The organism is Chryseobacterium sp. PvR013 (assembly GCF_017833095.1).
GTDB lineage: Bacteria > Bacteroidota > Bacteroidia > Flavobacteriales > Weeksellaceae > Chryseobacterium > Chryseobacterium culicis_A.
In genome coordinates, this window is the sequence record NZ_JAFIBT010000001.1 from 5,031,452 (window position 1) to 5,048,556 (window position 17,105).

At 37.4% G+C, this 17,105-nt stretch carries 16 protein-coding genes; 8 read left to right on the forward strand and 8 right to left on the reverse strand.

Going from position 1 to position 17,105, the window contains the following annotated elements; translation table 11 throughout:
• Positions 1-2: 2 nt before the first annotated feature.
• On the reverse strand, positions 3-167 hold the full coding sequence (locus JOE44_RS22885; RefSeq protein WP_245169846.1) for a hypothetical protein: 165 nt from the start codon (positions 165-167) through the stop codon (positions 3-5).
• Between the two features lie 341 nt (positions 168-508).
• Here JOE44_RS22885 and JOE44_RS22890 point away from each other — a divergent pair, with 341 nt between their 5' ends.
• From JOE44_RS22890 to JOE44_RS22910, 5 genes are all read left to right on the forward strand, one after another.
• Positions 509-1,522 carry a nucleoid-associated protein gene (locus JOE44_RS22890; RefSeq protein ID WP_105681800.1) on the forward strand — a complete coding sequence of 338 codons (1,014 nt, stop codon included), beginning with the start codon at positions 509-511 and terminating at the stop codon, positions 1,520-1,522.
• A gap of 57 nt (positions 1,523-1,579) precedes the next feature.
• The gene (locus JOE44_RS22895) at positions 1,580-2,542 is read left to right on the forward strand and encodes a hypothetical protein (protein ID WP_209787959.1); all 963 of its coding nucleotides are present in this window, start codon (positions 1,580-1,582) and stop codon (positions 2,540-2,542) included.
• Between the two features lie 302 nt (positions 2,543-2,844).
• Positions 2,845-3,015, forward strand: coding sequence for a hypothetical protein (locus JOE44_RS22900; protein WP_209787962.1), 171 nt, complete (start codon positions 2,845-2,847; stop codon positions 3,013-3,015).
• Positions 3,016-3,112: 97 nt separating this feature from the next.
• The gene (locus JOE44_RS22905) at positions 3,113-3,964 is read left to right on the forward strand and encodes a GLPGLI family protein (protein ID WP_209787966.1); all 852 of its coding nucleotides are present in this window, start codon (positions 3,113-3,115) and stop codon (positions 3,962-3,964) included.
• Between the two features lie 83 nt (positions 3,965-4,047).
• On the forward strand, positions 4,048-4,821 hold the full coding sequence (locus tag JOE44_RS22910) for a cyclase family protein (protein ID WP_209787969.1): 774 nt from the start codon (positions 4,048-4,050) through the stop codon (positions 4,819-4,821).
• 91 nt (positions 4,822-4,912) lie between these two features.
• Here JOE44_RS22910 and JOE44_RS22915 read toward each other — a convergent pair whose 3' ends face one another.
• From JOE44_RS22915 to JOE44_RS22940, 6 genes are all read right to left on the reverse strand, one after another.
• Positions 4,913-5,665, reverse strand: a complete 753-nt coding sequence (locus JOE44_RS22915) for a succinate dehydrogenase/fumarate reductase iron-sulfur subunit (protein WP_079242849.1) — start codon at positions 5,663-5,665, stop codon at positions 4,913-4,915.
• Between the two features lie 13 nt (positions 5,666-5,678).
• On the reverse strand, positions 5,679-7,595 hold the full coding sequence (locus tag JOE44_RS22920; RefSeq protein WP_209787972.1) for a fumarate reductase/succinate dehydrogenase flavoprotein subunit: 1,917 nt from the start codon (positions 7,593-7,595) through the stop codon (positions 5,679-5,681).
• Positions 7,596-7,606: 11 nt separating this feature from the next.
• A complete protein-coding gene (locus JOE44_RS22925) occupies positions 7,607-8,263 on the reverse strand; it encodes a succinate dehydrogenase cytochrome b subunit (RefSeq protein ID WP_209787974.1) in 657 nt (218 codons plus the stop codon).
• 16 nt (positions 8,264-8,279) lie between these two features.
• The gene (locus JOE44_RS22930; RefSeq protein WP_079242846.1) at positions 8,280-9,710 is read right to left on the reverse strand and encodes an anion permease; all 1,431 of its coding nucleotides are present in this window, start codon (positions 9,708-9,710) and stop codon (positions 8,280-8,282) included.
• A gap of 20 nt (positions 9,711-9,730) precedes the next feature.
• Positions 9,731-10,897 carry a porin gene (locus JOE44_RS22935; RefSeq protein ID WP_209787977.1) on the reverse strand — a complete coding sequence of 389 codons (1,167 nt, stop codon included), beginning with the start codon at positions 10,895-10,897 and terminating at the stop codon, positions 9,731-9,733.
• Positions 10,898-11,036: 139 nt separating this feature from the next.
• A complete protein-coding gene (locus tag JOE44_RS22940; protein ID WP_209787980.1) occupies positions 11,037-12,086 on the reverse strand; it encodes a linear amide C-N hydrolase in 1,050 nt (349 codons plus the stop codon).
• Positions 12,087-12,466: 380 nt separating this feature from the next.
• On the opposite strand from JOE44_RS22940, the gene JOE44_RS22945 reads away from it, so the two are divergent.
• From JOE44_RS22945 to JOE44_RS22955, 3 genes are all read left to right on the forward strand, one after another.
• Positions 12,467-14,665 (forward strand): ATP-binding protein, encoded by a 2,199-nt coding sequence (locus JOE44_RS22945; protein ID WP_209787983.1) that lies wholly within the window; start codon positions 12,467-12,469, stop codon positions 14,663-14,665.
• 21 nt (positions 14,666-14,686) lie between these two features.
• Entirely contained in the window at positions 14,687-15,238 is a 552-nt protein-coding gene (locus JOE44_RS22950; protein WP_209787994.1) for a biliverdin-producing heme oxygenase, read from the forward strand.
• 118 nt (positions 15,239-15,356) lie between these two features.
• Positions 15,357-16,283, forward strand: coding sequence for a malate dehydrogenase (locus JOE44_RS22955; RefSeq protein WP_034699354.1), 927 nt, complete (start codon positions 15,357-15,359; stop codon positions 16,281-16,283).
• A gap of 121 nt (positions 16,284-16,404) precedes the next feature.
• Here JOE44_RS22955 and JOE44_RS22960 read toward each other — a convergent pair whose 3' ends face one another.
• A complete protein-coding gene (locus JOE44_RS22960; RefSeq protein WP_209787997.1) occupies positions 16,405-16,956 on the reverse strand; it encodes a transposase in 552 nt (183 codons plus the stop codon).
• Positions 16,957-17,105 lie beyond the last annotated feature (149 nt).

Sequence of the window (17,105 nt, forward strand, 5' to 3'; positions counted from 1 at the left end):
TTTTAATTTGGATTGTGTTCTAATAGTTTAATGATCGCACCAAAGATGAAAATGGTTAAAAAAGCAAAAAAGAGCATATGATAAGGTTTCAGCCATTTTGGAGTTTCAGGTCCTTTGCTTTTTAATCTTCTGAGCTTGTCTATTCTGTTTAAAGTTTTTAAGTCCATTTTTCTATGTTTTCAAATGATGATACCAATGATATTCCGTTAGAAAAGAAATAGAATTAATGTGTTGATATTAAGTGCGTTGTGTCTTTATTGTTGAATTTTTTAAACAAAAAAGTATGTCAAAATGATAAGGTTTTTATCAATTTGGAAAATAAAAGTCACCAAAACTTCTTCCACAAACCTATTACAAATGACTGACTGATAATTCCCCTCCCTTGGAGGGGTGGCAAATTGAAGATTTGACGGGGTGGTTAAAAACTCAGCTCTCTCTAAAATGACATTTTTTAAGTTTCGCAATAAGGATAAGAATGAATATCTTTGCAGTCCAAATATTCAGAAAAATGTTTTCAAAAATAATAGTACACAGAGTAGGAAATAAGATCAATGGGGATTCCCTGACGATTTCCCAGGAGGAATTGAAACTGGAAGAAGGAATGGCAGAAATGCTTGAAGACTACTTTTTAGGTTCTTTTAAATCGGAAGAAACCTTCCATTTTTATAGTGATACTTACCTGGTCAATAATCCGGTGTACAGTGCTGTATCTGAGATTTTTGATGACAAGTCCAAGTTCATCTGGGAATCTGAGAATATTGCAAAGCATCTTTTTGAAGCCGCAGAAAACCCAAGAGTTCAGAGTGGAGAGCTTTTTATCGTTCTTTTTGAAGATGAAAGTGACCGTCCGGACAAGGTAGATAAAATCGGGATCTTTAAAACAGAGAAGAGAGAATCTTTCCTGAAAATAAATCCTGCAGAAGAAACATTTGACATTGAAAAAGATCAGGGAATTGGTTTATCCAAAATTGATAAAGCCGCTTTGATTTATAACAATAATAAAGAAACCGGATACATACTTTCTGTAGTTGACAACAACAAAAACGGAGATATGTACTACTGGTTCGAAGATTTCCTGAAAGTAAAACAGCGTGATGACGAATATTTCCACACGCAGGAAGCTTTGATGGTTTATAAAGATTATATCACAAAACAGCTTCCTCAGGAATTTGAAGTTTCCAAAGCGGATCAGGCAGATTTCCTTAATAAATCTATCAATTTCTTCAAAGAAAAAGAAGAGTTTAAACTGGATGAATTTGCCAGTGAAGTATTGGGTGACGAACATGTAATTGAAAGTTTCGTGAACTTTAAAACAGATTACGAACAGGATATGCAGGTGAATATCGCTGAAGAATTCCCGATCAGTGAAGCAGCGGTAAAAAAGACACAGAGACACTTTAAGAGTATCATTAAATTAGATAAGAACTTCCACATATACATCCACGGAGACAGACAAAAAATTGAAATGGGTGAAGATGATAAAGGAAAATATTACAGACTTTATTTCGAAAAAGAGGTATAAAAAGAAGTCATTTCATAATAATATCATAACTTTATCAGACCACACAAAATAACAGTTATGAAATTCATGATCATTTTCTGGGGAGCTTTTTTCTTTTTTTTCTGCGCTCCTTTTCCGATTTTCATTTATATGATGGGGGAGGAACTCGCAACAGAACCGAGAAATTCATTAGCCGTGAGCTATGGGTATCTCGGTTTTTCTTTGCTCATATGGATGTATGTGATTGCCTTCTTTATTAATATTCTTTTCATCAAAACCTTTAAGGAGAAAAGTACCATCCAGTCTATACTAAGGAATGGAATTCCGAGAGAAGGAAAAATCATTGATTATAAACTTCTGAAATACATTCCGAAAACCAATATGAATGTCATTCAGATCGTTCTTTCATTTCCTAATCTTAGAAATACATTAATTGAACATCAAATGATGTTTCACGATTCCAAACCACAGGAAAAAAGATTTGCTGTCGGAAATAAGGTGAAAGTATTGCTGAATCCCAAAGTGTCACAGGAACCTTACTTTATTTTAAGCGATCAGAAAGTTGGTTTTAATTCCTTTGGAATCATTTTAAGAGTTGCATTCATTGTATTCTTACTTGCTTATGTGACTGGATTATATTATTATTTCTACATGCGGGAATCCTTCGATTTTGGCTGGAGGTTTCTGACCTTCATGCACCCGATTATTTTCAGTGGAGTGATGACTCTGATTTATATATTGGTTTTCCAATTGTTGATCAGTAAGCTTTTTAAAAATAAAAAAGAAGAACGGATCCTCTTCTCAGGAAGAAATGCGGAAGCCCATATCATTAGTGTAAGCCAGACTGGTCTTATGGTAAATGATCAGCCGCAGATTATGTTTCAGGTGAGTTTTAAAGATTTCAGAGGAACTGAACATATTGCAGTCTTTAAGAAAGTTGTTAGCCTTTTAAATCTTTCTTCTGTCCCTAAATATGGAAACATTGAGATCATGTATGATGAGAACGATCCGAAGAAGATTATGATTCCTAAAGGAATTTAAGAACAAAGGAACAAAGCAAAAGGATAATGATGCATCAAAATAATTAAAGAACCTTTACACTTTACCTCTAAAAATCTCTGTTTGAAATTAATTATTTAACATATTAAAAAATACCCAAAAGTATTTTTTAATAAATGCTTTTTTGTTTAACTAATATGATAAAACCCATTCAGTTTTATACGGAAAATCTTTAAGTGAAAAATATGTTTTACTCAGATAAATAGCTACTTAACATAATAAAAGACATGCTATGGATAAGAGTTAGTTATATATATTTATGATCTAACCAAAAAACATATTTTATGAAAAAATTAAAAAAATTGACTCGTGAAGACCTTAAAACTGTAAAAGGAGGTATTAAACAGGTGTGGATTGCAGAATTTTGTGGTCAGACTGCTACTACAACTCAAGATTGGACTGCTGAACAAGCAAATCAGTGGCTTGCTAATCTCGAAGCAAATTACTGTAAATAATGTTTCATATTTAATTATTTGCACTTATGACCTTATAAAGTTATAAGTGCAAAATAAAGTTATAAGTGCAAATTTTTTTGTAATCCAAAATAATTCTATGTATTACTATAAAAAAATATTTCAATTATTAAGCTTATGTTTTAGCGTCTTATTTTTTTCTCAATTACATAAAAAAGATACTCTGCGTGGTGAGTTTACCTATTTATTAAAAGCCAAATTGAATACATTAACTCCTGATTATAGACATGAAGAACTTTTTTCATTACAGGTAGGTGATAAACGTTCTTTTTTTGCAAGTATTCAATCACTGAAAAGAGATTCAGTATTTCAAGCACTTCCGATAAAAACGTTGGAAAATGGAGCAAAACTGTTAAGTTCGAAGGGAGTATCCGTTCCAAAAACAAAATTTGCCTTTACCATAATACAATCAAATGAAAATATACAGTATTTTAACTTAGTTGGAATGTCAATACTCACCTATAAAGAACCGGTCATTAAGAATTGGAAATTAAGTAATGATACAAAAATAATAAACACAATAAATTGTAAAAAAGCAGAAGTTACCTTTAAGGGGCGAAATTGGACCGCCTGGTATTCTCCCGAAATTCCTTTACCCTGTGGGCCATATAAATTTAGCGGATTGCCTGGATTGATTGTTAAAATAACAGATGACAAAGAAGAGTATGATTTTGAGCTTGTAAAATCTACACCTGCATTTAAGTTAAAAGGTAAATTAATTAAGATGAACGAAAATCGATATAATGAAGCTTTTGAAACAACTCGACCGAAATTTGAAAAAGCGGTAAAAGATGCTAATGCCAATTTAATGGGTGTACTTCAAAGTTCTGAAACCACTATTATACAAGGCCAAGAAATGATAAGGCAGAGACAAAAAGAAAGAGAAGAAAATAAAAAATATGAAAACCCGATAGAATTGGAAAAAGATTAGTAAAGGCTAATCTTTTTTCGTTTGCTAATATCTATTCGTACTTTTTACCTTATTCATTATCTTTGCTTCCTTAGCTAAATCATATGAAAACAACACTTGTCGATTTAACAAAGCCTATTCAGTATAATGCAGGCGACCCATGGTTCATGCGGGTGAAAATCAAACATAAAGCACACAGAAAATCACATTGGCTGATTCGTCTGGCACTGAGACTTCCTTCAAGACTTTTTCCTAAAAACTGGACGGGTTGGGCAGATGATACCATCAAAAATATGGGACTTCATGCTACGACCCATATTGATGCTCCATGGCATTACGGCCCTGTAGTAGAAGGGAAACCTGCTAAAACAATAGACCAGATTCCATTGGAGTGGTGTTATGGAGAAGGAATTGTGATCGACTGTACTCATAAAGAAGATTTTGTAGCCATCACGGTAGATGATCTGAAAAATGATCTGAATAAAAACGGAATCACTATCCAGGAAGGAAATATTGTACTGATCAGAACGGATCGTGATAAGATGATGGGAACTCCTGATTTTGTAGAAAAAGGAACAGGAATGAGCAAAGAAGCTACAGAGTGGCTGATTGACCAGGGCGTGAAAGTAATGGGAATTGATCAGTGGGGCTGGGATCTTCCTCTAAAATATATGGCTCAAAAAGCCAAAGAACTGAATGATCCCGAATTCTTCTGGGAAGGCCACCGCGTAGGAATTGAGAAAGAATATTTACATATCGAGCAGCTTACCAATCTTGGAGCATTGCCTCCGTCCGGATTTAAGATCTGTGTATTTCCTCTTAAAATTGTCGGAGGATCTGCAGCTCCGGCGAGAGTAGTAGCGATGATAGAAGCATAGGAATGTGAATTTTATAGAAAAACAAAAAGGACGAATTTGTCAATAAGCAAATTCGTCCTTTTAAATAGTATCATTTCGACTTTGGTCTCATTTAATTCTTCTTTCTGAAAAACAAAGCTCTGTTATACTCAAAATTCATTCTGGCGATATTGAGTACGGAAATTCCCTGAGGGCATTCTACTTCACAGGCTTCCGTATTGGAGCAGTGCCCGAATAATTCCGTATCCATTTGTGCAATCATATCCAACACTCTTTTACTTCGTTCCTCTTTCCCCTGAGGAAGAAGTGCCATGTGGGTAATCTTTGCAGAGGTAAATAAGGCGGCACTTCCATTTTTACAGGTAGCCACACAAGCTCCACATCCGATACATGCAGCAGAATCAAAAGCTTCTTCAGCCGTTTGGTGAGTCACCGGAATGGCCGTTGCATCAGGAGCCTGGCCGGTATTTACAGATACAAAACCTCCTGAAGATATAATTCTGTCAAAAGCAGAACGGTCTACTTTTAAATCTTTCTTTACAGGAAATGCTTCAGCCCGGAATGGTTCTATCAGAATCGTTTCCCCATCTTTAAAAGACCTTAAATGAAGCTGGCAGGTTGTTGTATTTTTCAGGGGACCATGGGCAATACCGTTAATCATCATCCCACATTGTCCGCAGATTCCTTCACGGCAGTCGTGATCAAACTCTACAGGTTCATCTCCCTCAGTGATCAGTTTTTCATTCAGGGTATCCAGCATTTCTAAGAAAGACATATGGGAATTCAATCCTTTCAGGTCATAACCAACGAGTTTTCCTTCACTTTTTCTGTCTTTCTGTCTCCATATCTTAAGATGTAAATCCATAATTTTCTGTTTTTTATTTGTAACTTCTTACCGTTGGCTGAATCTCTTCAAAGATTAAAGGCTCTTTAATCAATGCTGGTTCGCCATTTTCACCCGTCCATGCCCAGGCAGAGATAAACTGATATTCGGTATCATTTCTCATCGCTTCTCCATCCGTTGTCTGGAACTCTTCCCGGAAATGAGCTCCACAGGATTCGTTACGGGTTAATGCATCATAGCACATCAGTTCTCCGATTTCGAAATAATCGGCAACACGGCCTGCTTTTTCCAGTTCGGTATTCATTTTATCTCCCTGTCCGGAAACTCTTACATCTTTGTAGAATTCCTGTTTCAGTTTTCTGATCTCCTGAATGGCATATTTCAATCCTTCTTCGTTTCTGGCCAGACCGCAATAATCGTACAGGAGTTTTCCCAATGTTTTGTGGAAATAATCAACAGTTTTGGTTCCTTTGATGTTCATAAAGTCCTGGATCTGTTCTTTCACTGCTTGTTCAGCCTGTTCAAATTCCGGAGTATCCGTTGAAATTTTTCCGGTATGAATTTCATCGGCCAGATAATTGGCAATCGTATAGGGAGCAATGAAATATCCGTCTACTGAAGCCTGTAAAAGAGAGTTTGCGCCTAATCTGTTGGCACCATGATCTGCAAAATTAGCTTCACCTAAAGCAAAAAGTCCCGGCACAGTGGTCATCAGTTCATAATCTACCCAAAGCCCGCCCATTGAAAAGTGTGCAGAAGGAGAGATCATCATAGGTTCCTTATAGGCATCATATCCTGTTATTTTAAGATACATATCAAATAAGTTTCCATATTTTTCGCTGATCTTATCTTTTCCCTGTTCCTGTATTGCTTTTGAAAAATCAAGATATACTGCATTTTTCAAAGGTCCGATTCCGAAACCGGCATCAATTCTTTCCTTTGCCGCACGGGAAGAAATATCCCTTGGCGCAAGATTTCCGAAAGCCGGATATCTTCTTTCCAGATAATAATCCCTTTCATTTTCCGGAATATCATTGGGTGGTCTGTTTTCACCTTCTTTCAACGGAACCCAGATTCGTCCGTCATTACGCAATGATTCAGACATTAAGGTCAGTTTAGACTGATAATCTCCGGATTGCGGAAGAGAAGTAGGGTGTACCTGAATCCAGCTTGGAGAAGCCATTAAAGCTCCTTTTTTATGAGCTCTCCATATGGCAGAGCCATTACATCCCATGGCAAGGGTAGACAGGTAATAGATTTTTCCGTAGCCACCTGTTGCCAATATTACAGCATGTGCTGCATGTCTTTCAATTTCTCCGGTGTCTAAATTCCTAACGATAATTCCTCTGGCTTTCCCATCAACGGTAACCAGATCAAGCATTTCATGTCTTGAAAATAATTGTACGGAGCCTTTTCCAACCTGTCGCATTAAAGCCTGATAAGCTCCCAGAAGCAGCTGTTGTCCGGTTTGTCCTCTGGCATAAAAAGTACGGCTTACCTGAACTCCACCGAAAGAACGGTTATTCAGATAGCCTCCGTATTCACGACCGAAAGGTACGCCTTGAGCTACAGCGTGGTCAATAAGGTTCAGAGAACATTCTGCCATACGGTATACATTGGCTTCACGGGCTCTGAAATCTCCGCCTTTTAGCGTGTCTACAAACATTCTGTATACGCTGTCACCATCGTTTTTATAGTTTTTTGCTGCATTTACACCTCCCTGCGCTGCCACAGAGTGTGCTCTTCTCGGGCTGTCCTGAAAACAGAATGATTTGACATTATAGCCCATCTCTCCCAAAGAAGCTGCAATAGAACTTCCCGCCAGCCCTGTTCCTACAACAATAACATCCAGTTTTTTACGGTTGGCAGGATTAACGAGTCTTGCTTTCTTTTTATAATTTTCCCATTTATGTTCCAATGGGCCTTGTGGTATTTTTGAATCTAAAATCATGACCGTTCTGTTTAATGATAAGTAAAGAATACATACACCGGCATCAATGCAAAACCTACACAGATAATGATTGAATAGGCAATCCCAATCGTTTTGAACCATCGTACAAACTTAGGATGATACAGTCCCAGCGTTCTTACTGCACTGTGTATCCCATGAATCAGGTGATAGCATAAAGCAATCATTGATAAAACATAAATGATAACATACCACCATTCTTTAAAGACATTCACTACCAGAATGTAGAGATCTTTATTTCCATTCTCATCCAAAGGCGGATTTCCGAATTTGTAGATATACCAGAAGTTCTGGAAATGGATCACCAGGAAAATCAGAATTAATGTCCCGAGGATTCCCATATTTCTGGAAGCCCATTTACTGGCTCTTCCACGTCTGTCTGTCTGATAACCGCCACCAGACTTTTTATTTTTTAGCGTAATGATCAGTCCGTCTACAGCATGCAGAATAATACTGGCATACAAAACGTAAGAAACTATTTTGATGATAATATTTCCTGATAAAAAATGCGAATAGGCATTAAATTGCAGGTGTGCCTGTTCTTGTGGAAGAAAAAGCTGAAGATTTCCAAGGAAATGAATCAACAGGAAGAATCCCAAAAAGAGTCCTGTAAGGCACATCAGCATTTTTCTTGACAGTGTTGATAACATATTTTTGATTTATTGATTAATAATATCCTAAGACTTTCATCCACAATCCTCCTACAACCATATAAATGATCAATAGTACGATTCCTATTTCAAGACCTCTTACCCACCAGGCTTTGAGATCTACATATCCACTTCCGAAGAATACCGGAGCCGGACCGTGGCCATAATGGGTAAGTACTCCATAAATAGAACCCATGAAACCAAGCATCATTGCCAACAGCATAGGAGGAATTCCTAAAGAAACCCCAACACCCAGCAATGCTGCATACATAGCTGCTACGTGAGCGGTGGCACTGGCAAAAATATAGTGACTGAAGAAATAGACTATAATAATAACCGGGAAAGCTACCTGCCAGCTCAAACCTCCAATTTGTACTTTGATAAGGTTACTGAACCATCCAATGAAACCTAATTCATTTAAAGAGCTTGCCATCATCACCAGTACGGCGAACCAAACGATAGTATCCCATGCTCCTTTCTCTCCTTTTACATCTTCCCAGGTTAATACTGAAGTTAACAGCAATAATGTTAATCCGATGAATGCTGTAGTGGTAGCATCAATAGAAAGTGCTCCCCCAAATATCCAAAGGGCCAGCAGAATAAAAAATGCCAGCAGCATTAGCCATTCGTTTCTGGAAATAGGACCCATTTCTTTTAATTTCTGAGCGGCCATTTTCGGAGCATCACCCGTTTTTTTCAGTTCAGGCGGATATAATTTGTACAATACCAAAGGAACGACAAAGAATGCTACCGCACCCGGAATGAAACCTGCTGCAGCCCATGACATCCAGGTAATATCAATCCCAAGATTGGCTGCAAATTTCTGACACATCGGATTACTTGCTGTTCCGGTAAGGAACATGGAAGAAGCGATGAGGTTCATATAGTAGCTGTTCAAAGTCAGGAATGATCCCAGTTTTCTATGGGTTTCCGGTTTTTCAGGAACGGAATCGAAGCTTATTGCCATAGATTTCATAATAGGGTAGATAATCCCACCACCTCTTGCTGTATTACTCGGAATAGCAGGAGCCAGACAAACATCAGCAAGCCCTAATCCGTACGCAAGTCCCAGTGAACTTTTACCAAAGACCCTGATGAATAAAAAGGCGATACGGTTTCCCAATCCTGTTTTGATAAATCCTCTGGCAATAAAGAATGAAATCCCGATCAGCCAGATTACTTTGTCTCCAAAACCGGAAAGCGCTTTGGTAATGGATTTTCCGGCATCTCCCGGAGCAACTACCTGCGTAAGGGCTGTAAAACCAATGGCCATCATACACATTGTACCCATTGGAGCAGCTTTAAGAATGATCCCTAAAATAGTTGCCGCAAAGATGGCAAAAAGATGCCAGGCATTCTCGGCAACACCCTCCGGAGCAGGGATGAACCATATGATTAACGCAACAACAAATGTGATCGCTACGTTTTTGATATTAATTTCTTTCATGATACTAACTATTTAATCGTTTAAAACCTACTTTGTACTTGCACTATAAATAGATTGTTGTTGTATTGTGAGGTGTTTTCCACCTGATATTTGTAGCGGTCAAACTGTACTCCCAGCTGAATTCTTGCTCCGTAATTTTTCAGGAATTCCAATCCGAACATTGGGGTAATGGTTTGTCTTGGGTTAGAAGCCATTCTGAAATTGGTGTCAAGATATTCGTAGCGGCAGGATAATTCGAAAGCACTGAGATTTTTGTGGTTGATCTCATATCTCAGGTTCGGCAGGAAGTAGGCTCCACGGATAAGATACTGATCAGGATTGTCAGGACGTAATTCCGGGGCAATGGAGTTATACAGAACGTGGTTGGTTGCCTGTTTGGCTTCCAGCTGCATATCAAGGCTCCATTTTGGATCAAATTGGATCAGTGAGCTTAGATCTATACCTAAGGCATACACTTTTTTGCTGAAAACTTCTCCGGTACCTCCATTCAGACCTACATTGAAATGATATTTTTTTGATAATCCGAAAACAAGACGGGTAGAGTACTGCTTTCCGTTGTCATTATCGTTGATCTGATTTTTTCCATTTCCGTTCACCACGGAAACTGCATATTGGAAGGGTATTTCTCCCAGTTGAAGTTGTCCAGTAGCAGACATCCCGATCTGGAAGCTTGTCCAGCCCAGTTTTCCAAATTCCGTATATTGATTGGACCAGTCTAAAGATTTAATAATATCAATAGGGTAAGTCTCTTCAATACCAAACCAAGGTCTGAACTGTCCTACAGTAATGGCTAATTTAGGATTGAAAGTATACTTCAGATAAGCATTTTCAAGAACTCTGCTTTTGGGGTCATTTTTAAAATCGGCAAGGTTGGCCAAAACAACAACTTCCGTTCGTTTACTGATCTGTGCCCGAACCTGAACCCTCATGTATTTGAGCATGAAATTATTATCGGTTCCGGAGCCATCGGTATGATGAAGCCCGTTTACATCAACATCTTTAGACATTCCTACCAGATAACGTGCCTGAAAAAGGCCTTTGATCTGCAGCTGTGGATATTTTACATTGTCTTCTTCCTGTGGAGGAGGTGTGGTCTTCAGAGAATCCTGATTTTGTGCATGGGCTGATAACGCACAAGCCAGCATGCACAGGATCAGGCTTTTCTTTTTAATCGAAAAAAAGGCCATATCTATTTTTTGTTTTTTTATTGTGAACTCTATTTTACCACAACTGCTTATTCAGCCCGTTTTAGTATCTCATAAAATCATAATGGGGCATACTTAGGGCATTGTTTACTAAGCGCAAGCATTTTTTGTGGCGAAATATCTATTTTAATCCCAAGAATGTGAAGGGTGCAGATTCTTTAAAACTTGCATTGGATTTACCGTTGTAGGTGTTATTATTACTGAGATCCAGTTTCATCACTTTTCCTTTAGAGCTTAAGTCAAAATCTTTAAGATCTACCCAGAATGTGTTGGGAGTGAAAACGGTTTCAAAATAATATACCAGGTTTTTCTGATCCGAAACAGAACGCCATCTTGTGGATGAAATATTGGGTTCGGTAGCGGAAGAGATTCCATAAGGTACAGAACAGTTTCTGATGACACTGAAAACACTGGCTACTGCTGTGCGGGTATCGGAAGTCTGCGGAATTGCATTGATGTAGTATGAAGCTCTCACAAAGCGGTCTGCAGCACGGTTGGTTCCGGGAAGCATAACTGTTCCGGGAATCCCTTTCCAGTAATTGTTAAGAGCGAGCTGTTCCTCAAAAATAGGAGAGTTGGTCATAACAGTGTAAGAAGGATCATGGTGGATCACCTGTTTTCCGTTAATATATTCGAATACGGCACTGTCTCCTGAAGCATCGGAAATGGAAAGGTGAACGGTTGTAAATCTCTCTGTTCCCGGAATATAATCACTTACAATCACGAACGGTTCTTTTTGTGAATGCTCTACAGCTTCTTTTACAGTAGCGAAATTATCAAGATAATATTGTGCCCATAATGAGATGGCAATTCCCTTTTTACTTCCTTTTCCATCGAATTTTGGGTATTGGGATTCTCCCAGCCAAAGCAGATTAGCAACCAATCCTTTTTCGTTCATTCCGTCTGATGATGCAATATCCCATGACGTACTGACGAGGCTTCCGTATTTGGCAGTCCATTTTACTGATTTAGAACCTACCTGCCCGTTACGGTCTATACCTTTTGGCAAAACCCATAAATTGGCCGGGATTTCATCACGCCAGTCCATAGAACGGGCTGTAATAACGGTGTTCTGCGGTCCTTTGTAAACTACCCTTGTACATGCTTCTGATGGATTCCACAATCCTACAGAGAGGATCAGAGAAAATAAAATTAATGGGAACTTTTTCATAATAGTATTATTTGAATTTAAATTTTATATTGAATTTATTGTGAATAATTCAATTAATTTTGATCATATTCATTATTTGGTGATATAAATTTAGCGAAAATTGTTTAAATAAAACAATTATTAAAGTTAATAATCTGTAATCCATGTTATGAATCATGATTAAAGAGTGCATAACCTTATTATTGGATTTTTTTTCGTATATTTTAATGATATGGCATAAAAAAGGGGTGAAAATGAAGAATATTTAAATGCATTTTTACTACATTTTTTATCTGTTATCTCCCATGAATGCGTCGTAGAGTGTACTTTGAAATTATATACCACAAAAGTAAACACTGTTCAAAAAAACGCTATATTTGATTAATAGACTGAAGAGATATATGAATTTTGTAGAATGTCATGAAGAACCTATCCATATTCCGGGTTCTATACAAAGTTTTGGCTATTTGATTGGCATTGATGCGGAATCCCACACCATCACTTTTTTTAGCAGGAATATCTCGGATATATTTACCATCGAAAACCCGGAAAAGCTTTTCGAAAAGAAGATTACAGACTTTCCCGAAAGCTTTCAGAGTATTATCAATTCAGAAATATATACTTCTCTGGAAAGGTTTACCAGACGTAAAAACGAAACCTATTTCGATAAAATTTTTATCAACGAAAAAGAGTATCACTTTTCTGTTTTCAGGAGTGAATCTTCCATTTTTCTTGAATTCGAAGAAGTCCTGCTCAATCCTGACAAGAGGATTTCCAATAAGTATGACAATTTTTACATCATTGATAACGAAAAAGAACTCTGGAATCATCTTCTGGAAACGCTGTCAAAGGTGGTAAACTATGACCGGATGATGGTCTATAAATTCATGATGGACGGTTCCGGAAAGGTAATTGCCGAAAGGAAAAATGAAAATATGGAAAGTTTTCTGGGGCTTCATTATCCGGAGTCTGACATTCCGAAACAGGCACGGGATCTTTATCTGAAAAAAAGAAAAAGAATTTTCAGTAATGTATATGCTGATACTGTTCCTATTTTAAGCAAAAGTGCGGAAAGTATTGATCTTACTTTTTCAGCTTCCAGAGGGATGTCGCCTGTTCATGGGCAGTATCTTAAAAATTCGGGAGCGGCTTCAAGCTTCAGTGTTTCTATTATTATTGATGATCATCTTTGGGGGCTGGTTACCTGCCAGAATGTAGAACCCAAGCATATTGACCTTGAGGATAGAGTACAGGCCGGAATTTTTACCACGCTGGCTGCGAATGCCTATTCATCTTTTAAATCTAAAAGTGAGCTGAACTACCGTTTGGAACTGAATGAGAAAATGTCTCAGATGAAAACGGAATTTCTAAAGCACCATAACCTGTTTGATTCTCTTATCGAATGCAAAAAAGAGATCCGAAACTTACCTGAAGCAGACGGGCTTGCCATTGTTTCCGATGAGAATATTGTGACAGACGGAAATACTCCAGGGTTGGAAAGTATCAGTACCATTGCAAAATGGGCACTTGAAAATACCAGTGATCTGATTTATGTGAGCCGAAACTTCCTTAAAGACCATGGTAAAGAGCTGGATCTGTCTGAAAATGCAGCAGGAATTGTTATTTACTTTATTGAAAGAGATAAAAATGAAATGCTGATCTGGTTTCGGAAAGAGTTTGATGAACACATCAACTGGGCTGGAAATCCGGAGAAAAGAATAAGTGTGTTTTCTCAGAACGGCGAAGAAAGACAGATGATATCACCCAGAACTTCCTTCCGTATTTTTACTGAAAATATCAAAGGCTATTCTAAAAGATGGAATTCCAGAAATGTGAGTGCTGTACAGGCTGTAAGGGACCTCATTTTAGAAACTTCTCATAAAAATTATAATGCAATCAAAAGGCTTAATGATGAGCTTAAAAAAGTAAATGAAGAGCTTGACAGTTTTTCTTATACCATCTCCCATGATCTGGGAACTCCTTTGACTGTAATGAAGCTGAATGCTCAAATGCTTTTGGGAAATCTTAGAGATGATTCTGGAAAAAACAAGACCAAGATTAATTCGATTATCGAGGAAATCGACAATATGGCAGAAATGATGCATGATGTACTGCAGCTCAGTCGTGCGAAACATAGCGAAATTCAGCTTGAAAGTCTTAAAACGGCTCATACAATTGAGAAAATTTCCGAAAACGCCAAGATGACCTACGGCAGTCCGAACAGTGAAATTATCATTAAGGAATGCCCGGATGTCATGGCTGATAAAACCATGCTTCATCAGGTATTTTTGAATATCATCAATAATGCGGTTAAGTATTCGTCCCATAAAGATCTTCCGCAAGTGGAAATTGAAGGAATTGAAGACGGCCAGACTATTATTTACAGGATTTCTGATAATGGTATTGGTATTCCTGAAGAGGAGAAACATAAGATGTTTAAAATCTTCAACAGAATGGATAATGCCAAGAAGTTTAAAGGAAACGGAGTAGGGCTGTCTATTGTACACCGCATTATGAAAAGATTGGGAGGAAATGTGGATTTTGAAAGCAACAGTGAGGGTACTTCCTTTATTTTAACGTTCAAAAAGCCTTATATTTGAGAAACTTTTAAAACGTTATGTATGGTATCAGAATATCTTAAACAGAATACAGCAGATTATCACGATGCAGCAGAAAAACTTTTTAATTCTGAAAAGATCTTTAACAAAACTTTCACTTTAGAGGATTATAAAAAGATTATCCACACCAATTACCTGATGCTTCTTCACAGTGAAGATAAAATATTCAACAGCCTTTCCGGTAAGTATGCAGAGAAACTTCAGCTGGATGCAAGAAAAAAACTCTCCCTTATTGAAAAAGACCTGAAAAGCCTTTCTCTGGAAAATCAGGAAGTATCTCATCCTCTGGATTTCAATAACGAGCATGAAGCACTTGGAGCCATGTATGTGATTGAAGGTTCTACCCTTGGTGGAAATGTAATTGCAAAACAGCTTTCTAAAACGGAAGGATTTGATGAGGTTACCTTCAACTTTTTCGGATGTTATCAGGAAAATACATGGCCTATGTGGAAGAATTTTAAAGAAGTTCTGGATACAGAGGTAACTGAAGAAAACTACAATGAAGTGCTTTCCGGCGCGAAAAAATTATATACGTTTTTACTGAACGTCAACTAATTTATTTTAAATCTAATTAAATTCCTGAAAAATTGCTCAATTTTTCAGGAATTGTTAAATTTGGGGAGTTTCAAATTTAAACTTAACTAACAAAAAATAATTTTTAAAAAGTAACAATATGAAAGTAACTGTAGTAGGTGCAGGCGCTGTAGGAGCAAGCTGTGCAGAATACATCGCAATGAAGAACTTCTGTTCAGAAGTAGTTTTGGTAGACATTAAAGAAGGGTTTGCTGAAGGAAAAGCAATGGACTTGATGCAGACAGCATCTCTTAACGGATTTGATACAAAAATTACGGGTACAACAGGAGATTACAGCAAAACTGCAGGTTCTCATGTAGCAGTAATCACTTCAGGGATTCCAAGAAAACCTGGAATGACAAGAGAAGAATTGATCGGTATCAACGCTGGTATCGTGAAAGAAGTTACTGAAAACTTAGTAAAACATTCTCCGGAAGTAATCATCATCGTGGTTTCTAACCCAATGGATACTATGGCTTACCTTGTTCACAAAACTTCAGGTCTTCCTAAGCACAAAATCATCGGAATGGGTGGTGCATTAGACTCTGCAAGATTCAAATACAGATTGGCTGAAGCATTGGAAGCTCCAATTTCTGATGTTGACGGTATGGTAATCGCTGCTCACAGTGATACAGGTATGCTTCCATTATTGAGCAAAGCGACAAGAAATGGGGTTCCTGTAACTGAATTCTTGAGTGATGAGCAACAAAAATATGTAATCGAAGAAACTAAAGTAGGAGGAGCTACTCTTACTAAATTATTAGGAACTTCAGCTTGGTATGCTCCAGGTGCAGCAGTTTCTGTAATGGTTCAGGCTATTGCATGTGACCAGAAGAAAATGATCCCTTGTTCTTTAATGCTTGAAGGAGAATACGGACAAAATGATATCTGCCTTGGTGTTCCAGCAATTATCGGAGCAAACGGAGTAGAATCAATTGTAAACGTAACTTTGACTGCTGAAGAGCAATTGAAATTCGCTGAAGCTGCTAACGCGGTAAGAGAAGTGAATGGAGATCTTAAATTTTAATTTACTGGATTTTATATAAAAAAAACCGCACCTTTTGGTGCGGTTTTTTTTATGCATTACGACTTCATTTAGGTCTTTCGTTTGAGGATTCGCTGGCGCGAGCGTCTCGCTCGTGTCCACATTATAAATTAACATCTATTTCAAGAATCCTCTCATAATCGTCACAATAATTTCTGGCACTGCTGTATTTCCATTCCCAAGGTTCCATAACGAATCCAGATTCTACAGGATTCTGATGAACATAATTTAGTTTTTGTTCAAATACTTTTAATGACCATATCTCTATGGGCATATTATTTTGTTGCCAAAACTGATACTTTTTTATATTAGAATTTTGGCTTCCTGCTTTTTTAAACATCCACAATAACCACTCTTTTCTGCTTTCCTGAGTATTGTCTTCAATAGCTTGTAGTAGTTTTTTAGCTGTAAAACCTTTAAAATCTCTTATTAATTCTGAAGGTTGGCATTTCTCTGACCGGAATAACAGATGTACATGACTAGGCACGATACAATATCCGAAAATAATCATTCCTTTGTTTTTTCTACAATATCTTAATGCTTCAATAAGAATATCAAAATATTCCATTCGTGTAAAAATATCTATCCAGAATACTGAGGCAAAGCTTATAAAATAAGCTCCTTCTTTTTCATGAAATTTGTGTTTTCTGCTCATATTATAAAAATACTAAAAACTCATTGTCATTATTGTGTTATATATTTTTTAGAGATCTAAGGGGCTCACGAGGGAGGATGTTAAGTGAATTTTGAATTAAATTATTATGAGGGACACGAGCGAGGACGCTCGCGCCAGCGGAGAATGCT